Here is a 16,314-nt window from a genome sequence, read left to right as displayed (position 1 = left end):
CCTCAGCTCGCGGGCGCGATCAGGGCCTGAAACGCCAGCATGGCCACCACCGCGAGTACCACCGCGGTGGCCATGGTCTGCCCCGAGAGGCCTTCCAGCGCGTCGGCGAGAATCTCGGAGAATACGAGCCAGAGCATGGCCCCGGCGGCAAAGCCGAAGCCCAGGGGCAAAAAGGGCGCGAATGACTGGACCAGCAAGAAGGCGGGAACGGCCATGAGCGGCTGGGGAAGGCTGCTGAAGATGCCCCAAAGGGCTGCGCTCTTCCAGGAAACCCCGCGGGCGACCAGGACCAGGGCGATGGCCAGCCCTTCGGGAACGTTGTGGGCGGCGATGGCGAGTGAAATAAACACCCCAAGTCCCTCGCCCTTTCCGAAGGCCACGCCAAGGCCGACGCCCTCGGCGAACGAATGGGCGGTCATGACCAAAACGATCATGAAGACCTTTTTCGCGTCGACAGCGGTCATCTGGCCCCATTCGAGACCGCCCTTGGCCTCGATCAGCCGGTGCGCCCAGACGATAAAAACAAGCCCCAGCAACACGCCCACGAGGACGTCGAGGGGGGCTTGGGGCAGTTCCTCGTGGACCAAGGTAAAACTCGCGGCCAGCATGAGCCCGGCGGCGACGGCGTGGAAAATCCCGAGCCAGAACCTGGAGAACTTCCGCACGAAGGCGAAGGGGACCGCGCCGAGGCCGGTCGCGAGATCGGTCAGCAACGCATAAAGAAAAACCTGCCACGCCATCGGCCGCTCCTTCCAGCTTTTTACCCGCAGTGCCCTAGCTGAGCTCGTCCTCGAGGGCGCTCAGGAGCTCGATCACCCGCTGGCCCTTGGGCGTCAGGGTGTACTCAACCCGGGGCGGGACCTCGGGGTAGGCTTGCCGCTGGATCAACCCTTGCTCGGCGAGTTCTTTAAGCCTTTCGGAGAGGGTGCGGGGACTCACCCGGGTGGCCCGCTCAAGCTGGGTAAAGCGGGTCGGCCCGACCGCCACCGCCCGCAGAATCTCCCACCCTGCTTCGCGCGAAACTGCCTTCAACACACTTTTAAACTTCGCCTCTCGGCCCATACCTGGGTCAGTATATAGAAGGCATACCACTAGAGCAACAGCAGGTCTCACAAGTTCCTACACTTCAGCGGAGGACGGGGCGCGCGCGCCCGACTTGGAAGCGCTCATTCCCATGACATACCATAAGGCGATGCCTGAGGATCCCAAGCCGGACTGGAAAGACTTTCTGGCTTTGGTGATCGCCGTCTACCAGCTCGTACTGCCGCCGATCCTCATCATTCTCTTCGCCACCGCGGCAGTCCTTTTCCTGATGCAACGACTCGGCTAAGGGAGGAACGATGCAAGGTCTCTATGAGTCTCTGCCCGAAGACTACAGGGAAAAGCTCGGCCGTCCCGGAGACTACCCCTTCACGCGGGGGGTCTACCCCCGGATGTACCTCGACCGCCTCTGGACGATGCGGCAGTACGCCGGGTTTGGCTCCGCCGAGGAAACCAACCGCCGTTTCCGCTACCTTCTGGCGCAGGGGCAAACGGGGTTGAGCGTGGCCTTCGACCTGCCGACCCAGCTCGGCCTCGATCCCGACCACCCGCTGGCCGTGGGCGAGGTGGGCCGGGTGGGGGTTTCGATCGCCACCCTCGAGGACATGGAAACCCTCTTTGCGGGCATTCCCCTCGACCGGGTGACGACCAGCATGACCATCAACGCCCCGGCCATGATGCTCCTGGCCATGTACCTCCTGGTGGCCGAAAAACAGGGTGTTTCCTGGCAACAGGTCAGCGGCACCATCCAAAACGACATCCTGAAGGAGTACATCGCCCGGGGCACCTACATCTATCCCCCGAAGCCCTCGATGCGTCTCGTAACCGACGTTTTTGAGTTTTGCGCCAGCGAGGTGCCACGATGGAACACCATCTCGATCTCCGGTTATCACATCCGCGAGGCCGGCGCCACGGCAGCCCAGGAAATCGCCTTCACCCTGGCCAACGCCAAGGCTTACGTCCGGGCCGCGGTTGAGCGGGGACTTCCCCTCGACAAATTCGCGCCCCGTCTCTCCTTTTTCTTCGCCGCCCACAACGACATCTTTGAAGAAGCGGCCAAGTTCCGTGCCGCGAGAAGGCTCTGGGCCCGGATTATGAAGGAGGAGTTCCAGGCCGAAAACCCGAGGTCGATGATGCTCCGCTTCCATACCCAAACCGGCGGCTCGACCCTCACCGCCCAGCAACCCCTCAACAACATCGTCCGCGTCGCCTACCAGGCCCTGGCGGCGGTGCTCGGGGGGACCCAGAGTCTGCACACCAACGCCTACGACGAAGCGCTCGGCCTCCCCACCGAACACAGTGCGCTCATCGCGCTCCGTACCCAGCAGATCCTGGCCTACGAATCCGGCGTCACCAAGGCCATCGACCCCCTCGGCGGTTCGTTCTACCTCGAGCACCTCACCGACCGCCTCGAGGCCGAGGCCGAGGCCATCATCGACGAGATCGAGAACCTCGGCGGCGCGGTCAGCGCCATCGAAGCCGGGTTTGTCCAAAGGGCGATCGAGGAATCCTCGTGGCGTTTCCAGCGCGAGGTCGAATCGGGGGAACGGGTCATCGTCGGGGTCAACAAGTTCACGATCGAGGAAACGGCCGAGGTGCCGATTCAAAAGATCGACCCCGAGGTCGACCGGCGCCGGGCCGAGGCCGTCAAGCGCTACCGGGCGAGCCGGGACCAAAGCGCCGTCGACGAGGCCCTGAACCGGCTTGAGGAAGCTGCCCGGCGCGATACGAACCTCTTCCCCTTTGTCCTCGAGGCCTTCCGGAAGCGGGCCACCCTGGGCGAGGTCGCCGGCACCCTGCGCCGGGTCTTTGGGGAATACCAGCCGGCCGGGTAAGCAAGAGGCCTCGATCGTTTCAAGTCGCCGTTGGGCGATTGGCCGTTGCTTTCCTTCGCCCTCGGCCCCCGCCGTGGCTTCGGCCACGGCGGGTATCAAAAACTACGGAGCTGGATCCCGCAAGAAACACGTGCCCGACGGTTTTTTCACGCTGAAACAATACCCCAAAACACAAGCAGCCCACTTATATTTTTCGCCGACCAGTACATATTTCCCTGTCAGGACCACTCGGACGGTGATAGTTTGATGAGCGAAAGGAGGCAGTATGCGCAAGCAAGTGGTCTACGCGGCGATTGGGCTTTTGGTGCTGGCCTTTTTGGGGTTTGCCGCCGAGAAAGCCCGCGACATCTATAACGGCACGCTGGAGCAACGCGTTGATGCGCTGGCCTCGATCCAGCCCGGTCTGGGCACGGTCATGATCGAATACGGTAACCGCTTCACCGACGCCTACTTCGCGGCCAAGGGCGGGAACTGGGGCCTCGCCCAGTACCAGATCAAGGAAGCGACCGAGATTCAAGAGGTGGGCGAGATCACCCGTCCCGGCAAGGCCGGACTCCTCAAAGGTTTCGAGCACACCTACCTGGACCCCCTGATGGAAGCGATCGAGGCCCAGGACTGGACGCTCTTCCAGGAACGCTTTGACGCCGCGGTGAACGGCTGCAACGGCTGCCACGCCGCCACCGGCCACCCCTACATCAAGTACACGCTGCCGGAAAAACCGGTCGAGGCTTACATCGACTTCAACTTCAAGAGCAAACCCAAGGTCAACCCCGAGGAAGGCGAAGAGGAAGGCAAGTAATCACCGGCAAACTGGCTCGCCGGCCGGGGAGCGTATCCCCGGCCTTTCCCATAAAATGCAAGGCGGAGGTGGAGTGTGAAACAACGCACCGAACGCGACTCGCTGGGTGAACTCCAGGTGCCCGCCGACGCCTACTACGGGGCCCAAACCGCCCGGGCGCTTGAAAACTTCCCCATCTCAGGTCTCCGCTTCTCGCGCACCTTCATCGAGGCCCTCGGCGCCATCAAGCACGCGGCCGCGGCGACCAACCTCGAACTCGGGCTCCTCGACGAAACGCTGGCCCGCGCCATCATGCAGGCGGCCGAGGAAGTGATCGAGGGCAAGCTCGACGACCAGTTCGTGGTGGACATCTTCCAAACCGGCTCTGGGACCTCGACCAACATGAACGCCAACGAGGTCATCGCCGGGCGGGCCAACGAGATTCTCACCGGCAAGCGCGGGGGGAAATCGCCGGTTCACCCCAACGACCACGTCAACAAGGGCCAGTCGTCCAACGACACCATCCCCACCGCCATTCACGTCGCCGCCGCCCTCGAGCTCCACCGCACCCTCTTCCCCGCCCTGCGCGGCCTGCGCGAGGCCCTGAGCGAAAAGGCCAGGGCCTGGGACGGCATCGTCAAGATCGGTCGCACCCACCTCATGGACGCCACCCCCATCCGGCTAGGGCAGGAAGTCAGCGGGTGGGCGCGCCAGGTCGAGCTCGCCATCGAGCGGCTGGAAGCGGTCCTCCCCCGCCTCTACGAGCTGGCGCAAGGCGGCACCGCGGTCGGGACCGGGATCAACACCCACCCCGAATTCGGCAGCCGGGTGGCGGAAAAGCTCAGCCAGCGGTTTGGCCTGCCCTTCCGCGAGGCCGAGAACCATTTCGAAGCCCAACACGCAAAGGATGCCGCCGCCGAGCTCGCCGGCCAGCTGAGCACGGTGGCGAGCAGCCTCATGAAGGTGGCCAACGACATCCGCTGGCTCAACTCCGGACCCCGCTGCGGCCTGGCAGAAATCCAGCTCCCCGCCGTGCAGCCGGGGTCATCGATCATGCCCGGCAAGGTCAATCCCGTGATGAGCGAGGCGTTGATGATGGTCTGTGCCCAGGTCATGGGCAACGCGACCGCTGTTCAGATCGCCAACACGCACGGCAACCTCGACCTCAACGTCATGATGCCGGTGATCGCCAAGAACCTGCTCGAGTCGATCGCCTGGCTCGGGAACGCGGTGCGCGCCTTTACCGAGAAGGCGGTCAAAGGCATGAAGGCCAACCGGGAAAAGGCCGAGAGCTACGTGGAGTGGTCGCTGGCCATGGTGACCTCGCTGGTCCCCGTTATCGGTTACGACAAGGCGGCCGAGCTGGCCAAACGCGCCATGGCCGAGAACAAGACGATCCGCGAACTGCTCCTGGAAGAAAACGTGCTCCCCGAAGACGAGGTAGCAAAACTCCTGGATCCCTCGAGCATGACCGAACCCGGCCTTCGTTGAGCCGGGACCAAGTGGGCCATTTCGCCTGGGTTCCCGCCGTGGCAAATGCCGCGGCGGGGCGCCTTGAGCGGGGGCACGGGATCCTTACCCAAGCCGCGGGCTACCCCGATTTATTTCACATTCCTGTTATGAAAAGCGGAGTAGGGTTCTGAGTGGAGGTGAAGAATGCCGTATCCATTCCAACTGCCCGAACTCGGCTATGCGTATGACGCCCTCGAACCCCACATCGATGCCCGCACGATGGAGATCCATCACACCAAGCACCACGCGGCCTACGTCAATAACCTCAACGCGGCGCTGGAGAAATACCCCGAGCTGCACAAAGCGTGTCTGAATGACCTGCTTCGAAACCTGGCGGCGCTCCCGGCCGATATCCAGACCGCGGTGCGCAACAACGGCGGGGGGCACAAGAACCACTCGCTCTTTTGGGAGATCCTGAAGCCGGGCGGGTCCAATACCCCCTCGGGTAAGCTCCAAAAAGCCATTGAGGAAACCTTTGGCGGCTTCGAGGCCTTCAAGGATCGTTTCTCCAAAGCCGCGGCCACGCGCTTTGGCTCGGGGTGGGCCTGGCTCGCGCTCGATGCCTTCGGCAAGCTGCACGTTTTCTCTACTGCGAACCAGGACAGCCCGGTCATGGAGAACTTCACGCCTATCCTCGGCCTCGATGTCTGGGAACACGCCTACTACCTCAAGTATCAAAACCGCAGGCCCGAGTACATCCAGGCCTTCTGGAACGTGGTGAACTTCGACGTCGTGGCCGAAAAGTACGAAACGGCGCTGGCCAAGCTCGGCTGAGTGTCCATTCGCGAACCGGTGCGTACGGGGGCCATGAGCCCCCGGCTTCTTTTGGTCACCGGGCGGTGCCGCGGGCTTTTCAGCGAACGCCCATGAAGCTTTCAACCTGTCGGAGCGAGCATGGCCGCCGTTCACATTTTCTAGGGCCCCCGCCGTGGCAGAAGCCACGGCGGGGACCCTAGCCTTAGGCTGGGAGCATGCGCTGGCTCACCGCCGACGAAGCCAAGGTGCTCGCCTTGCTCTGGCTCCTTTTCGCCTCGGTGCGGGGTCTGGGGCGAACCGGGCTCTTTCGCCACCTCGCGCGCCGGTTCGAAGCGGGGCGGTTCCTCGCCCTGAGGCTCGTCGTCGTGACCTTTTTCCTCTCCGCTTTGGTCACCAACGACGTGGCCCTGATCACGGTCGTACCCCTCACCCTCGAACTCAATGCCAGCGGTAAGGGGCTCATGGTGATCCTCGAAGCCCTGGCCGCCAACGCCGGATCCGCCCTCACCCCTTTCGGCAACCCGCAAAACCTCTACCTCTACTGGTACTTCCACCTCACGCCCCGCCCCTTTTTCCTCACCGTGCTGCCCTTTGTCGCTTTCTTCTTTCTTCTCCTCGCGGCAAGCTCGTTGCTGGTTCGTTCCAGATCGCTCCCTCTGGCCACACCCCCACCCGTCGCCCCCCGCGCCTCTCTCCAGCTCGTCGGGCTCTTGCTCTTGGTCTTCGTCACCCTCAAGCTGCTCCCCTTTTGGGCGGTGGGTCCAGTCCTGCTGGCGCTGGTCCTCTCCGACCCCGGCGCCCTCCGCGTCGACTACGGGCTCCTGCTGACCCTCACCGCGCTCTTTACGTTCATCAACAACCTCGAACCACGCCTACGGCTCATCTCCCAGGGCCACGTTTTCCCCCTGGCCACCCTTTCCAGCCAGATCTTGAGCAACGTCCCGGTGGCGGTCATGCTGAGCCGAGTCACGACCGACTGGCGGGCTTTGCTCCTCGGGGTGAACGCCGGCGGGTTTGGCACCCCCATCGCATCGATCGCCAACTGGATCGCCCTGAAACTCTATCTGACTTCCCAAACCGATCCTGCAAAACACCGTCGCTTTCTCCTCGCTTTCCTCGGGGCCAACGCGCTGGCCTTTGCCCTCGCCTATGGCCTGGCAAGCGCGATCCTGGGGCGGCGTTTGCCTGAACCCGGACAGACACATGTGAGACCGAATCGATAAGAATGTGGGGACCACTCCAGGAGAGAGGAGGTCCCCACGTATGCAGCTTACAACGGTTGGCCGGGAGGTATGGAGGGGGGCGAGGAAAGCCCAGGTGCTCCAGGAGGCTGGAGCGGGCGACCCCACGGTCCAAGACCGTCTGCGAAAGCTCAAACAAGTCGAGGCGTTCCGGAAACACAAGGTGGGCTGGTCCGAGATCCAGTCCCTGGTGGGAATCAGCCGAGCCACCTACTACCGCTGGAAAAAGCGACTCAGGGAAGAAGGCCTCAAAGGCCTTGGGCCCAGATCCAAACGCCCAAGGCGGTTGCGACGAAAGCTCCACTGGACGCCCGAACTTCTCATTGCGATTGAAACTTTGAGGAAGCAAAACCCCACCTGGGGCCGCTGGCCGATCTGGCTGGCCTTGGGGAAGCAAGGCTTTGGGGTTAGCGAACGCACCGTGGGCCGCATCCTGGCCCACCTGGGAGCGCACCGTCGTGTTGAAAGCGTGGCCGCCTTCCTGGCCCGGGCGAGACGGGGGAAGGTGAAGCGAAGGCCCAGGCGCCCCTACGCCAGGAGGAAACCCAAAAGCTACGTCGCCTCCTCACCCGGCGACCTGGTTCAGGTGGACACCCTTACCGTGACCCTAGGACCCGGGGAGGTCGTCAAGCATTTTTCGGCGGTAGACCTTTACACCCGCTTTTCCCTGGCCGAGGTGCACACCCGGGCCACGGCCAACCTAGCAGCTGGCTTCCTGGCCCACCTCATCACCCAGGCCCCCTTTCCCGTCAGGGCCATTCAGGTGGACGGGGGCAGCGAGTTCATGGCCGAGTTTGAGGAAACTTGCCAACGTTTGGGTATCGAGCTCTTCGTGCTGCCCCCGAGAAGTCCCAAGCTCAATGGCCACGTGGAGCGGATGCAGCGGACCTTCAGGGAGGAGTTTTACACCCGGCCGTTGCCTTCCCGGATCCCCGAGCTCCAAAGGGAGCTCGACGCCTATCTGGACTACTACAACCGCAGGAGGCCCCATCGTGCGCTCAACGGCCTTGCGCCTCTTGAGTTCCTGGCTAGAATGCAAGCGGAGTCGGTCCCCAAAAGAGTCTCAGATGTGTTGACCGATTACATTGCCTTGACGCCCGGGAGGATGCGCGTTAGATTGAGAGTCGGCCTTCGGGCCGTGGGCCCTTAGCTCAATTTGGTAGAGCAACCGACTCTTAATCGGTGGGTTGCAGGTTCGAGTCCTGCAGGGCCCACCATCTTCTTTATGATTGAGGCAATGGCACGTCTGATCCCGATTTCCGAAGAACTCATCAACGCCGACCCGCGCTTGCTCGCGCTCAAAAACGACCTCCCCCACGGTGAACCCTGGGGTTGGGCGCTGGCCCAGGCCATCCTTTCGGCCAAAACCCTGGCCAAAAAGGTCATGTCGCGGGCGCCGGCCGGGCTGCTCTCCTTAATGGACGAGGAGCTGGAAGCGCTGCGGCAGCTCCGGGAAGCCCTGCGGAAAGCCCATCCCCTTTCTGACCTCGGCACCCGGCCGGCGGTGGAAGCCGAGTGGGCGGCGCTTGAGGTCCTCGAAAAGGGCCGCGCCGAGGAACTCGTCACCCTTTACCAGAGCTTCGGCCACGCCCCTTTTGCCACCCGGGGCGCGTTCGTTTGGGACGGCGCCTTGCGAGTGGTGGCCAGACCGGATCCGGCGACGTTCGAGTGTCTCGTTGGTTACGACCAACAAATCAAACGGCTCAGGCACAATGTCGAGCGTTTTCTCTCTGGAAAACCCGGGCTCCAGACCCTGCTCTACGGGGCCCGGGGGACGGGAAAATCCACCGCCGTCCGGGCGCTGAGGACGGTCTACGAAACCTCGGGGCTGCGTCTCATCGAGCTGTTCCCGGAAGGCTTCGATTCACTGCCCGAGCTCTTCGAGGCCCTCTATGACCTCCCCCAGCGATTCATCCTCTTCAGCGACGACCTTTCATTCGATCAGGACAGCGTCGTTTTCCGAAAGTTCAAGAGCCTGCTCGAGGGCGCCCTCTTCGAACGCCCGGAAAACGTTCTGCTGATCGCAACCTCCAACCGCCGCAACCTGGTCCGGGAAACCTGGGCAGACCGCGAGGGCCCGGCCCCCTGGGAAAGCAGCGAGGAACTGCACTCGCTGGCCGACCGTTTCGGGCTGGTGCTCACCTTTCCGCCCTTCGACAAACGGCGCTACCTCGAGGCCGTCGCCTGCCACCTCGGCGGCGAACTCGACGAAGCCACGACCCAGGCGGCGCTCCGCTTCGCCCTGGAAGGCCGGGGGTTTTCCGGCCGGAGTGCCAAACAGTTCGCCGACCAATGGCGTTAGGCGACCGCCGTGGCAAATGCCACGGCGGTCGCCCACCAAAAGGCTCGCGGCTACGCGTTTAGCCGCTCGCCAGAAAGCGTCGCTGCCTTTGGAAATCGAGGGCGGCGGCGATGAAGCTCACGAACGGCGGGCTCGGCCGCATGGGCCGGCTTTTGAATTCGGGGTGCGACTGGACGCCGAGGAAGAAGGGGTGGTCGGGGAGCTCGATCGCCTCCACCAAGCCCTCGCCCCGACCCTGAAGCCCTGGCGTAACCCCGGAGACCACGAGCCCCGCCTCTTCCAGGCGCTCGACGTAGGCCGGGTTGACCTCGTAGCGGTGGCGGTGGCGCTCAGAAACCAGCGACTTGCCCCCGTACACCCGCGAGAGCAGGGTCCCCTCTCGCACCCGCATCGGCCAGTCGCCGAGCCGCATCGTCCCGCCGAGCTCCTTGACCTCGAGCTGCTCTGGCATGAGGTCGATGACCGGGTGGGGCGTGTAGGGGTCGAACTCGGTCGAGTTGGCCCGTTCAAGTCCAGCGACGTTGCGGGCGAACTCGATCACCGCCACCTGCATCCCGAGGCAGATCCCCAGGTACGGAATCCTCCGCTCACGGGCGTACTGGGCGGCGCGGATCTTGCCCTCGATGCCGCGCACGCCAAACCCGCCGGGCACCAAAATCGCGTCCACGCCGGAGAAGGCCCGGTCGAGATCCTCATGGGTGGCGAGGTCTTCGACGTCGACCCAAACGATCTCGACGTCGGCCTTATTTTTGATGCCGCCGTGGCGAAGGGCCTCCATGAGGGAGAGGTAGGCATCGGGCATCTTCACGTACTTGCCCGCCACCGCCACCCGCACCCGGTGCTCGGGCGAGCGCAGCGTCTCCACCGCATCGCGCCAGACGCCAAGGTTTGGGATGACCGGCTCCAAACCCAACTTGGCCTCGACCTTCTTGCCCAGGCCCTGTTCCTCGAGGATGAGCGGGACCTCGTAGATGAAGCCCACGTCGTAGCTGGTAAACACCGCATCCACCTCGACGTTGGTGAACAGGGCGACCTTGCGCCTCACTTCCTGGGGCACGTCGCGTTCCGAACGAAGCACGATCAGGTCGGGCTGGATACCGACCGAGCGCAGCATGGCGACCGAGTGCTGGGTCGGTTTGGTCTTGAACTCGCCGCTGGTCTTCAGATATGGCACCAGCGTCAGGTGAATGTAGAGGGTGTTCTCCACCCCCTCGTCGAAGCGCATCTGCCGGATGGCTTCCAAAAAGGGCAGGCTTTCGATGTCACCCACCGTACCCCCCACCTCGACGATGACGATCTCGGCCGCCTGTTCATGAGCCAGCGAGCGGATGCGTTCCTTAATCTCGTCGGTGATGTGGGGGATAACCTGCACCGTCTGCGACAAATAGTCACCGCGGCGCTCCTTTTGGATCACCGAGAGGTAGACCTGCCCGGTGGTGACGTTGTTCATTCGAGCCAGGTCCCGGTCCAGAAAACGCTCGTAGTGGCCGATATCCAAATCGGTCTCGGCACCATCGGCAGTCACGAAGACTTCACCGTGCTCGTAGGGACGCATGGTCCCGGCGTCGAGGTTGACGTAGGGGTCGATCTTGAGCGCACTCACACGGTAACCGCGCCCCCGGAGGATCGCGCCCAGCGAGCTCGTCACGATCCCTTTGCCCAAACTGCTCACCACGCCACCGGTCACAAAAATGTAGCGCATCCTCCTACCTCCGGGACTTCAGCATAACCCGACCACCTGCCGCCGGCACCGCTCGCCGTGCTATGCTACCCGCTGGCATGGATCGCCCACTCAAGGTCTTCTCCGGTCGTTCCAACGAAAAGCTCGCACGATCGATCGCCGAGGCCCTCGGTCTTCCGCTGGGACGGAGCACCACCGAACGTTTCGCCAACGACAACCTCTTCGTGCGCTACGAGGAATCGCTCCGGGAAGCGGACGTCTTCATCGTCCAGTCGCTCACCCCCCCGGTCCAGGACCATCTCTTCGAGCTCTTGATGATGATCGACGCCGCCAAAGGCTCCAGCGCCCACCGGGTGACCGCGGTCATACCGTATTTCTCCTACGCGCGAAGCGACAAGAAGGACGCGCCGCGGATCCCGATCACCGCGCGCCTGGTAGCCGACCTCATCGAAACCGCGGGGGCCGATCGGGTGCTGACCATGACGCTGCACTCGCCCCAGGTGCACGGATTTTTCAAGGTCCCCCTCGATCACCTCTCCGCGGAAACCGTGATCGCCAACCACTTCGCGACCCGGCTCGAGGACCTCGAGCGCGCGGTGGTCGTCGCCACCGACGCGGGCGGGATTAAGCGAGCCAGCGCCGTGGCCAAGCGACTCGACCTGCCCCTGGCCTTCATCGAGAAAGAACGCCTCTCCGATACCCAGGTCACCGCCAGAAGCCTGGTGGGCGAGGTCGAAGGTCGCATCGCCCTGATCATCGACGACGAGATCTCCACCGCCGGGTCGCTGGTGAAGGCCGCCGAGACGGTGCTCGAGGCCGGTGCCACCAGCGTGTACGCCGCGGTAACTCACGGGGTCTACGTGGGCCCGGCCATCGAGCGCATTACCGGCTCGCCAATCCTCGAGGTCGCGGCGACCGACACCTGTGCCCCGCCCGAGCCGCTGCCGGAAAAATTCAAGGTGCTCTCGGTGGGACCGCTCTTTGCCGAAGCCATCTGGCGGATCCACCGCGGGGAATCGGTTTCGGAGCTGTTCCGCTGATGCTGGATACCGCCTTTCCCGACCAGGGCAAGAAGAGGGTCAAGAAGGAACGGCGCTACGTTGGCCGGATCCCCCTCATCGTCGCCGAACCGGACCACCCACGGGGCATCGTCGTCTTCTTCCACGGTGCCGGGGCCTCAAAAGAGCGCACCGCCCGCCTCGCCGCGCCTTTCCACGCCACCGGGATGCTGACCATCCACCCCGACGCCCCTTACCACGGGGAACGGCAAGGTGGCGAAGACCCGCTGAAAGCCCGCCACCTCATCGTCAAGGCGATCGAGGAATCGATGAAGGAGTTCCCGGCACTCGCCGCCTGGGCCAGAAAGACCTACGGCCCGTTGCCGCTGGGGGTGGTGGGCGCGAGTATGGGCGGTTACGTGGTCCACGCCCTTTTGGCCAGCGGGTTCAAATTCGAGGCCGCCGCGGTGTTCATCAGCAGCGCCGAGACCCCGGCCTGGCTCCGGGGCCACCTGCCGCCCGACCACGTCGACCCCATCGACCGGGCCGCAAGCTACCCGCCAACCCCCCTTCTTCACGTCCACGGAGCCAAGGACCGGGTGGTCCCGATCGCCTCCATGGAACGCACCATCGAGGCCCTGAAACCGGCCTACGCCGGCGAGCCCGGCAAGCTGGCCAAGGTGATCTTTCCCCACCTCGGGCACGAGGTGGAACCGGAGATGGTGGCGATCGCCGCCGCCTGGTTTTGGACATGGCTGGCCTCAGGATTGGCATGATCGGCTACAAAGGAGCGGGGCCCTGGCGCACAGGGCACCCACCCTCGGCGTGGTTCCGGCGCTACCAGGACTATTTCACCACCGTCGAACTCCCTTCGACCCGGAGGCGCGTCCCCTCCAAGGCCCAGGTCCTGACCTGGAAAAAACGAGCCGGCGAAGGCTTCGTTTACAGCTTTCAGTCGCCACGCTACCTCACCTTCACACCATCGGGCGCCGAACGACGATCGCTCCGGCGCTTCCTCAAACGCCACCGGCTGCTCGGACGCGCCCGGGGCGGGGTTCGCTTCCGGCTCCCCGACGATCTCGACCCCCAGGCCTTTCAGGCCTGGCTGGCAATGCTCCGCGAACTGGACCTCCCCGGGGACTACGCCTTTGAAGGCCCGCCTGGCCTCGAGGTGCTGGCCCTCGAGGCCGGCTACGCCGCCGTCGGCCTCGGCGAGGGGCCGTTTTCCTACCTCATCGACCCGGACCCAAGCGCCCTGCCAGCCGGACCGGGCTACGTCTACTTCTCGACCTGGGAACGAGCGGAAAAGGCCCTCAGGCACGCCCGTGCTAGCGGTAGTTCGGCTTGAGGATGTACCACACACGATACGGGGTGAGGTCCACCGCCTTCCCCTTCTCGTCCTGGAGCTGGAAGCCGCCGGAGCCGAATCGCCACCGGAGCGCCACCTGCTTCCCGGCCAGGTAGAGCGTCGCCGGCCCCTGGCCAAGCTCGAGCGAAAGCCGGCCCTCCGCATCCACCACCCGGGCCCCCACCTCAACCACCACCACCGCGGCCACGAAGGCCCGCGTCCGTTCCCCGGCACGGTACCAGCGGTACCCCCCCTCTTCGAACCGGAACTCGCTCCAGTAGTCGGGCGCGAACTTCACCACCACGCGCTGGCCGGGCCTCGCCCCGGGCCCGGGGCGATACGCCGCGCCCCGGTAGCGCTTTACGCCATCGAGCCCCAGGCGTCCGAGCTCACTCCGGATCGCCCCGGCCTCGGCGTAGGCATTGTGCGGCGGCTTCCGGCGCTCGTCGCGGAAAAAGTGCTTGCGGTCATAAAGGCCATCAAAGGTCACGTAGGCCTTCTCATCCATGATCTTTTGCGCCTTGGGGCTCCCGCCCACGTGCACCAAAAACCCTCCCAGCGCGTCGGCGAGCTGGAGCAGGTAGACCCGGGCGCTCCGCACCGGACCCACGGGCCCCGCCTCGCCGCCGCGGGTTTCCAGGATCAGGCGGGTCACCCCGCCCTCAACCGGAAACTCGTAGATGCGCTGCGCCATCTCGAGCCCAGTTTGGGGAAAGCCCGCCCGGGCGTTGTCCACCGAAATCAAAAGCGGCGAATGCCAGGTAACGTCGTAGTTGCGATTCCCCTCCCCCAAGGCGGCACCCCCCTCGCTTCCGATCTGGGGTGAGGGCGGCGCCGCGCTGGGGGGAATCGGAGCCTTGATTTGGGGCGCGGATTCGGTGGGGAGCGTCCCCGGAGAAGCGGGGACCGAAGGCCCGGGCGGGAGGGGCAGGGCCGAGCGCGGCGCGGGAAGCTCAGGGGGCCGGGCTGCCGGCACGGCCTCGGGGAGCGACGGCGCGGCGGAAGCTGCCGGAGCGCGTTCGACCACAGCGGGCGCCGCTTGGGGAAGGGCAGGCTGGCTCGACGTTGGCGCCGGAGAAGTCTCAGGCTCGGGCGGGGCCTCGGAAGCCGCGGGCAGCGCGGGGGCCGGCTCCGGCTTTTCCGCCGTCGCGGGCGGGGAAGCGGCGGGAGGCGGGCTGGGCGCCGGCCCGGGCCCCACCTTCGCTGGCGGCGGCTGGATCTCCGCCTCCGGTTGTTTCGATGGCGCCTCGGGCAGCGTCGAAACCGGCGGAGAAGGCGCCTTTTCGGTCACCGTGGGGCCGGGCGGAGCAGGCGCGGGCGTTTTGACTGGAACCTCGGTCGGGGCTGTCGGTTCGGGCCGGGTCCCGGTGCTCGGTGCGGGCGTGGGCGGCGGAGCCTTGGCCGCCGTCTGCTTCGGCGCTTTCGGCGACTTGGGCGTCCGGGCGGTTCCCTGACCCGGCTTTGGCGCCTTGGGTGAGGCAACCCTCGGCGGCGCTGGGGTTTGGGCGGGGGTCGGTGACTGGGGCTCAGCCCGGCTCTTCGGCTTGGCCGGGGCCTCCGGCGTCGCCGCTGCCGGGGGCTCGGCGCGCGGGGTTGCCGGAATCTCGGGGAGCTTGGGGGCGCCCTCGAGGGCCGCGGCCGCGGGTCGCACCTCGCCGCCGGGCCCGAACTCCACGACCAGATAGCCGCTCGGTGCCACCGGGACCCGAGGGGCGACCATGGCCAAAAAGAGCAAGACCAAAAGCCCCTCGGAGATGAGTGCCAAAAGAAACGCCCTGCGCTTGACCTTCCGCTCATTCATGGCAATACGGCGATCGCGACCCTCGCAGCGCCCGCCCGGCGCAGGATGTCCAGGACCTGAACCACCCGACCATGAGGAACACGCCGGTCGGCCCGGAGTACAGCCACCTTTTTCGGTGAACGATCGAGCCGGGCCTTGACCTGGGCGAAGAGCGCCGCGTCGCTGAGGCGGCGGTTTCCGAGGTAGGCCTGTCCCTGCTCGTCGAGCACCACCACCGGCACCCCCTGGGGCTCCTCAAGACCGCTCTGCGCACTGGGCAGGTCGATGGGCAGACCGGTCTCCTGGGTAATGAAGGTCGAACTGACCATGAAAAAGATCACCAGTAGAAAGACGATATCCACCAGCGGCGCGAGGTTGATCGCCGGACTAGTGCGTCCCCGACGCCTCATAGCCCACCTCTGCCAGCACGCCCAGGAGCTCCTCCCGGCGTTGCTCGAGCTCCATGAGGATGTCGTCGACCCGCCCGGCCAGGTAGTGGTAGGCCATCAGGGTGGGGATCGCCACCACCAGGCCACCGGCGGTGGTGAAGAGCGCCTGCCCGATCCCGCCGGCGAGCAAACTGGCCGTGGTCTGCCCCTGGGCCGCGAGCACGTTGAAGGCCTGGATCATGCCGGTCACCGTCCCCAAAAGCCCAAAGAGCGGCGCGACCTGGGCGGTCACGCTCAAAACCCCAAGGCCCTTCGAAAGACGAACCTCCTCCTCCAAGAGCGCTGCCTTGAGCGCCGCGTCCACCGCCGAGACCCCGTAGGGCACGCGGGGCAGCCCGGCGAGCAAGAAGTGGCCAAGCGCTCCACCATGAACGCGCGCGGCCTCGAGCGCGGCCTCGAGTTTTCCCCGCCTGAGCGCTGCCTCCACGTCCCGCATGAGCCGCTCGCCACCGATGCGTTCACGCCTCAACGAGAGGAACCGTTCGAAGAAGACGTAGGCCGCATACAGCGTGAGCAGGAGCAAGACGACGAGGATCCAACCCCCTTGTTGCACCGTGAGCATAGCCATACGATACCCGAGTGGCGTGAGAAGT

At 65.0% G+C, this 16,314-nt stretch carries 17 protein-coding genes and 1 tRNA gene; 12 read left to right on the top strand and 6 right to left on the bottom strand.

From position 1 onward, the window contains the following. Positions 1–2: 2 nt before the first annotated feature. Both ACZ5BT_RS10670 and ACZ5BT_RS10665 read right to left on the bottom strand, forming a co-directional pair. A complete protein-coding gene (locus tag ACZ5BT_RS10670) occupies positions 3–740 on the bottom strand; it encodes a ZIP family metal transporter (protein ID WP_464884568.1) in 738 nt (245 codons plus the stop codon). Positions 741–774: 34 nt separating this feature from the next. After that, entirely contained in the window at positions 775–1,062 is a 288-nt protein-coding gene (locus ACZ5BT_RS10665; RefSeq protein ID WP_464884567.1) for a winged helix-turn-helix transcriptional regulator, read from the bottom strand. Positions 1,063–1,192: 130 nt separating this feature from the next. Between ACZ5BT_RS10665 and ACZ5BT_RS10660 the strand changes: the two genes are divergently transcribed. From ACZ5BT_RS10660 to ACZ5BT_RS10620, 9 genes are all read left to right on the top strand, one after another. Further along, positions 1,193–1,330 carry a hypothetical protein gene (locus ACZ5BT_RS10660; RefSeq protein ID WP_464884566.1) on the top strand — a complete coding sequence of 46 codons (138 nt, stop codon included), beginning with the start codon at positions 1,193–1,195 and terminating at the stop codon, positions 1,328–1,330. 10 nt (positions 1,331–1,340) lie between these two features. Continuing rightward, the gene (locus ACZ5BT_RS10655) at positions 1,341–2,876 is read left to right on the top strand and encodes an acyl-CoA mutase large subunit family protein (RefSeq protein ID WP_464884565.1); all 1,536 of its coding nucleotides are present in this window, start codon (positions 1,341–1,343) and stop codon (positions 2,874–2,876) included. Positions 2,877–3,141: 265 nt separating this feature from the next. Then, positions 3,142–3,675 (top strand): hypothetical protein, encoded by a 534-nt coding sequence (locus ACZ5BT_RS10650; protein ID WP_464884564.1) that lies wholly within the window; start codon positions 3,142–3,144, stop codon positions 3,673–3,675. A 75-nt stretch (positions 3,676–3,750) separates the two neighbouring features. Beyond that, on the top strand, positions 3,751–5,145 hold the full coding sequence (locus ACZ5BT_RS10645; protein WP_464884563.1) for a class II fumarate hydratase: 1,395 nt from the start codon (positions 3,751–3,753) through the stop codon (positions 5,143–5,145). A gap of 165 nt (positions 5,146–5,310) precedes the next feature. Then, positions 5,311–5,940 carry a superoxide dismutase gene (locus ACZ5BT_RS10640; RefSeq protein ID WP_464884562.1) on the top strand — a complete coding sequence of 210 codons (630 nt, stop codon included), beginning with the start codon at positions 5,311–5,313 and terminating at the stop codon, positions 5,938–5,940. 197 nt (positions 5,941–6,137) lie between these two features. Continuing rightward, positions 6,138–7,145: an SLC13 family permease gene (locus ACZ5BT_RS10635; protein ID WP_464884561.1), complete on the top strand. Its 1,008-nt coding sequence runs from the start codon at positions 6,138–6,140 to the stop codon at positions 7,143–7,145. A 40-nt stretch (positions 7,146–7,185) separates the two neighbouring features. Beyond that, positions 7,186–8,313, top strand: a complete 1,128-nt coding sequence (locus tag ACZ5BT_RS10630) for an integrase core domain-containing protein (protein ID WP_464884560.1) — start codon at positions 7,186–7,188, stop codon at positions 8,311–8,313. Beyond that, positions 8,304–8,380 (top strand) — tRNA-Lys (locus tag ACZ5BT_RS10625). Before ACZ5BT_RS10630 ends, ACZ5BT_RS10625 begins: the two co-directional genes overlap by 10 nt. A gap of 20 nt (positions 8,381–8,400) precedes the next feature. Then, positions 8,401–9,465 carry a DUF815 domain-containing protein gene (locus tag ACZ5BT_RS10620; protein ID WP_464884559.1) on the top strand — a complete coding sequence of 355 codons (1,065 nt, stop codon included), beginning with the start codon at positions 8,401–8,403 and terminating at the stop codon, positions 9,463–9,465. A 58-nt stretch (positions 9,466–9,523) separates the two neighbouring features. Here ACZ5BT_RS10620 and ACZ5BT_RS10615 read toward each other — a convergent pair whose 3' ends face one another. Beyond that, entirely contained in the window at positions 9,524–11,167 is a 1,644-nt protein-coding gene (locus tag ACZ5BT_RS10615) for a CTP synthase (RefSeq protein WP_464884558.1), read from the bottom strand. 77 nt (positions 11,168–11,244) lie between these two features. Between ACZ5BT_RS10615 and ACZ5BT_RS10610 the strand changes: the two genes are divergently transcribed. The 3 genes from ACZ5BT_RS10610 to ACZ5BT_RS10600 are packed head-to-tail and all read left to right on the top strand — an operon-like array spanning position 11,245 to position 13,492. Then, a complete protein-coding gene (locus ACZ5BT_RS10610) occupies positions 11,245–12,186 on the top strand; it encodes a ribose-phosphate diphosphokinase (protein ID WP_464884557.1) in 942 nt (313 codons plus the stop codon). Further along, positions 12,186–12,920 (top strand): alpha/beta hydrolase family protein, encoded by a 735-nt coding sequence (locus ACZ5BT_RS10605; protein WP_464884556.1) that lies wholly within the window; start codon positions 12,186–12,188, stop codon positions 12,918–12,920. Before ACZ5BT_RS10610 ends, ACZ5BT_RS10605 begins: the two co-directional genes overlap by 1 nt. After that, positions 12,917–13,492 carry a DUF72 domain-containing protein gene (locus ACZ5BT_RS10600; protein WP_464884555.1) on the top strand — a complete coding sequence of 192 codons (576 nt, stop codon included), beginning with the start codon at positions 12,917–12,919 and terminating at the stop codon, positions 13,490–13,492. Before ACZ5BT_RS10605 ends, ACZ5BT_RS10600 begins: the two co-directional genes overlap by 4 nt. On the opposite strand, the gene ACZ5BT_RS10595 is transcribed toward ACZ5BT_RS10600, so the two are convergent. The 3 genes from ACZ5BT_RS10595 to ACZ5BT_RS10585 are packed head-to-tail and all read right to left on the bottom strand — an operon-like array spanning position 13,473 to position 16,283. Continuing rightward, positions 13,473–15,293, bottom strand: coding sequence for a DUF3048 N-terminal domain-containing protein (locus ACZ5BT_RS10595; protein WP_464884554.1), 1,821 nt, complete (start codon positions 15,291–15,293; stop codon positions 13,473–13,475). The two genes, ACZ5BT_RS10600 and ACZ5BT_RS10595, sit on opposite strands and share 20 nt — an antisense overlap. Further along, a complete protein-coding gene (locus ACZ5BT_RS10590; RefSeq protein ID WP_464884553.1) occupies positions 15,290–15,682 on the bottom strand; it encodes an ExbD/TolR family protein in 393 nt (130 codons plus the stop codon). The genes ACZ5BT_RS10595 and ACZ5BT_RS10590 overlap by 4 nt, the downstream gene beginning before the upstream one ends. Further along, the gene (locus ACZ5BT_RS10585; RefSeq protein ID WP_464884552.1) at positions 15,660–16,283 is read right to left on the bottom strand and encodes a MotA/TolQ/ExbB proton channel family protein; all 624 of its coding nucleotides are present in this window, start codon (positions 16,281–16,283) and stop codon (positions 15,660–15,662) included. Before ACZ5BT_RS10585 ends, ACZ5BT_RS10590 begins: the two co-directional genes overlap by 23 nt. Positions 16,284–16,314 lie beyond the last annotated feature (31 nt).

The organism is Vulcanithermus mediatlanticus (genome assembly GCF_055385885.1).
Note: the sequence above shows the minus strand (reverse complement) of the source record. Positions and strands in the feature narration are given on the sequence as shown.

What these genes read in the sequence shown, in the direction of transcription:
- ACZ5BT_RS10670 (WP_464884568.1), bottom strand. Translation starts at nt 740, where the DNA reads ATGGCGTGGCAGGTTTTTCTTTATGCGTTGCTGACCGATCTCGCGACC.
- ACZ5BT_RS10665 (WP_464884567.1), bottom strand. Translation starts at nt 1,062, where the DNA reads ATGGGCCGAGAGGCGAAGTTTAAAAGTGTGTTGAAGGCAGTTTCGCGC.
- ACZ5BT_RS10660 (WP_464884566.1), top strand. Translation starts at nt 1,193, where the DNA reads ATGCCTGAGGATCCCAAGCCGGACTGGAAAGACTTTCTGGCTTTGGTG.
- ACZ5BT_RS10655 (WP_464884565.1), top strand. Translation starts at nt 1,341, where the DNA reads ATGCAAGGTCTCTATGAGTCTCTGCCCGAAGACTACAGGGAAAAGCTC.
- ACZ5BT_RS10650 (WP_464884564.1), top strand. Translation starts at nt 3,142, where the DNA reads ATGCGCAAGCAAGTGGTCTACGCGGCGATTGGGCTTTTGGTGCTGGCC.
- ACZ5BT_RS10640 (WP_464884562.1), top strand. Translation starts at nt 5,311, where the DNA reads ATGCCGTATCCATTCCAACTGCCCGAACTCGGCTATGCGTATGACGCC.
- ACZ5BT_RS10635 (WP_464884561.1), top strand. Translation starts at nt 6,138, where the DNA reads ATGCGCTGGCTCACCGCCGACGAAGCCAAGGTGCTCGCCTTGCTCTGG.
- ACZ5BT_RS10630 (WP_464884560.1), top strand. Translation starts at nt 7,186, where the DNA reads ATGCAGCTTACAACGGTTGGCCGGGAGGTATGGAGGGGGGCGAGGAAA.
- ACZ5BT_RS10620 (WP_464884559.1), top strand. Translation starts at nt 8,401, where the DNA reads ATGGCACGTCTGATCCCGATTTCCGAAGAACTCATCAACGCCGACCCG.
- ACZ5BT_RS10615 (WP_464884558.1), bottom strand. Translation starts at nt 11,167, where the DNA reads ATGCGCTACATTTTTGTGACCGGTGGCGTGGTGAGCAGTTTGGGCAAA.
- ACZ5BT_RS10610 (WP_464884557.1), top strand. Translation starts at nt 11,245, where the DNA reads ATGGATCGCCCACTCAAGGTCTTCTCCGGTCGTTCCAACGAAAAGCTC.
- ACZ5BT_RS10605 (WP_464884556.1), top strand. Translation starts at nt 12,186, where the DNA reads ATGCTGGATACCGCCTTTCCCGACCAGGGCAAGAAGAGGGTCAAGAAG.
- ACZ5BT_RS10600 (WP_464884555.1), top strand. Translation starts at nt 12,917, where the DNA reads ATGATCGGCTACAAAGGAGCGGGGCCCTGGCGCACAGGGCACCCACCC.
- ACZ5BT_RS10595 (WP_464884554.1), bottom strand. Translation starts at nt 15,293, where the DNA reads ATGAATGAGCGGAAGGTCAAGCGCAGGGCGTTTCTTTTGGCACTCATC.
- ACZ5BT_RS10590 (WP_464884553.1), bottom strand. Translation starts at nt 15,682, where the DNA reads ATGAGGCGTCGGGGACGCACTAGTCCGGCGATCAACCTCGCGCCGCTG.
- ACZ5BT_RS10585 (WP_464884552.1), bottom strand. Translation starts at nt 16,283, where the DNA reads ATGCTCACGGTGCAACAAGGGGGTTGGATCCTCGTCGTCTTGCTCCTG.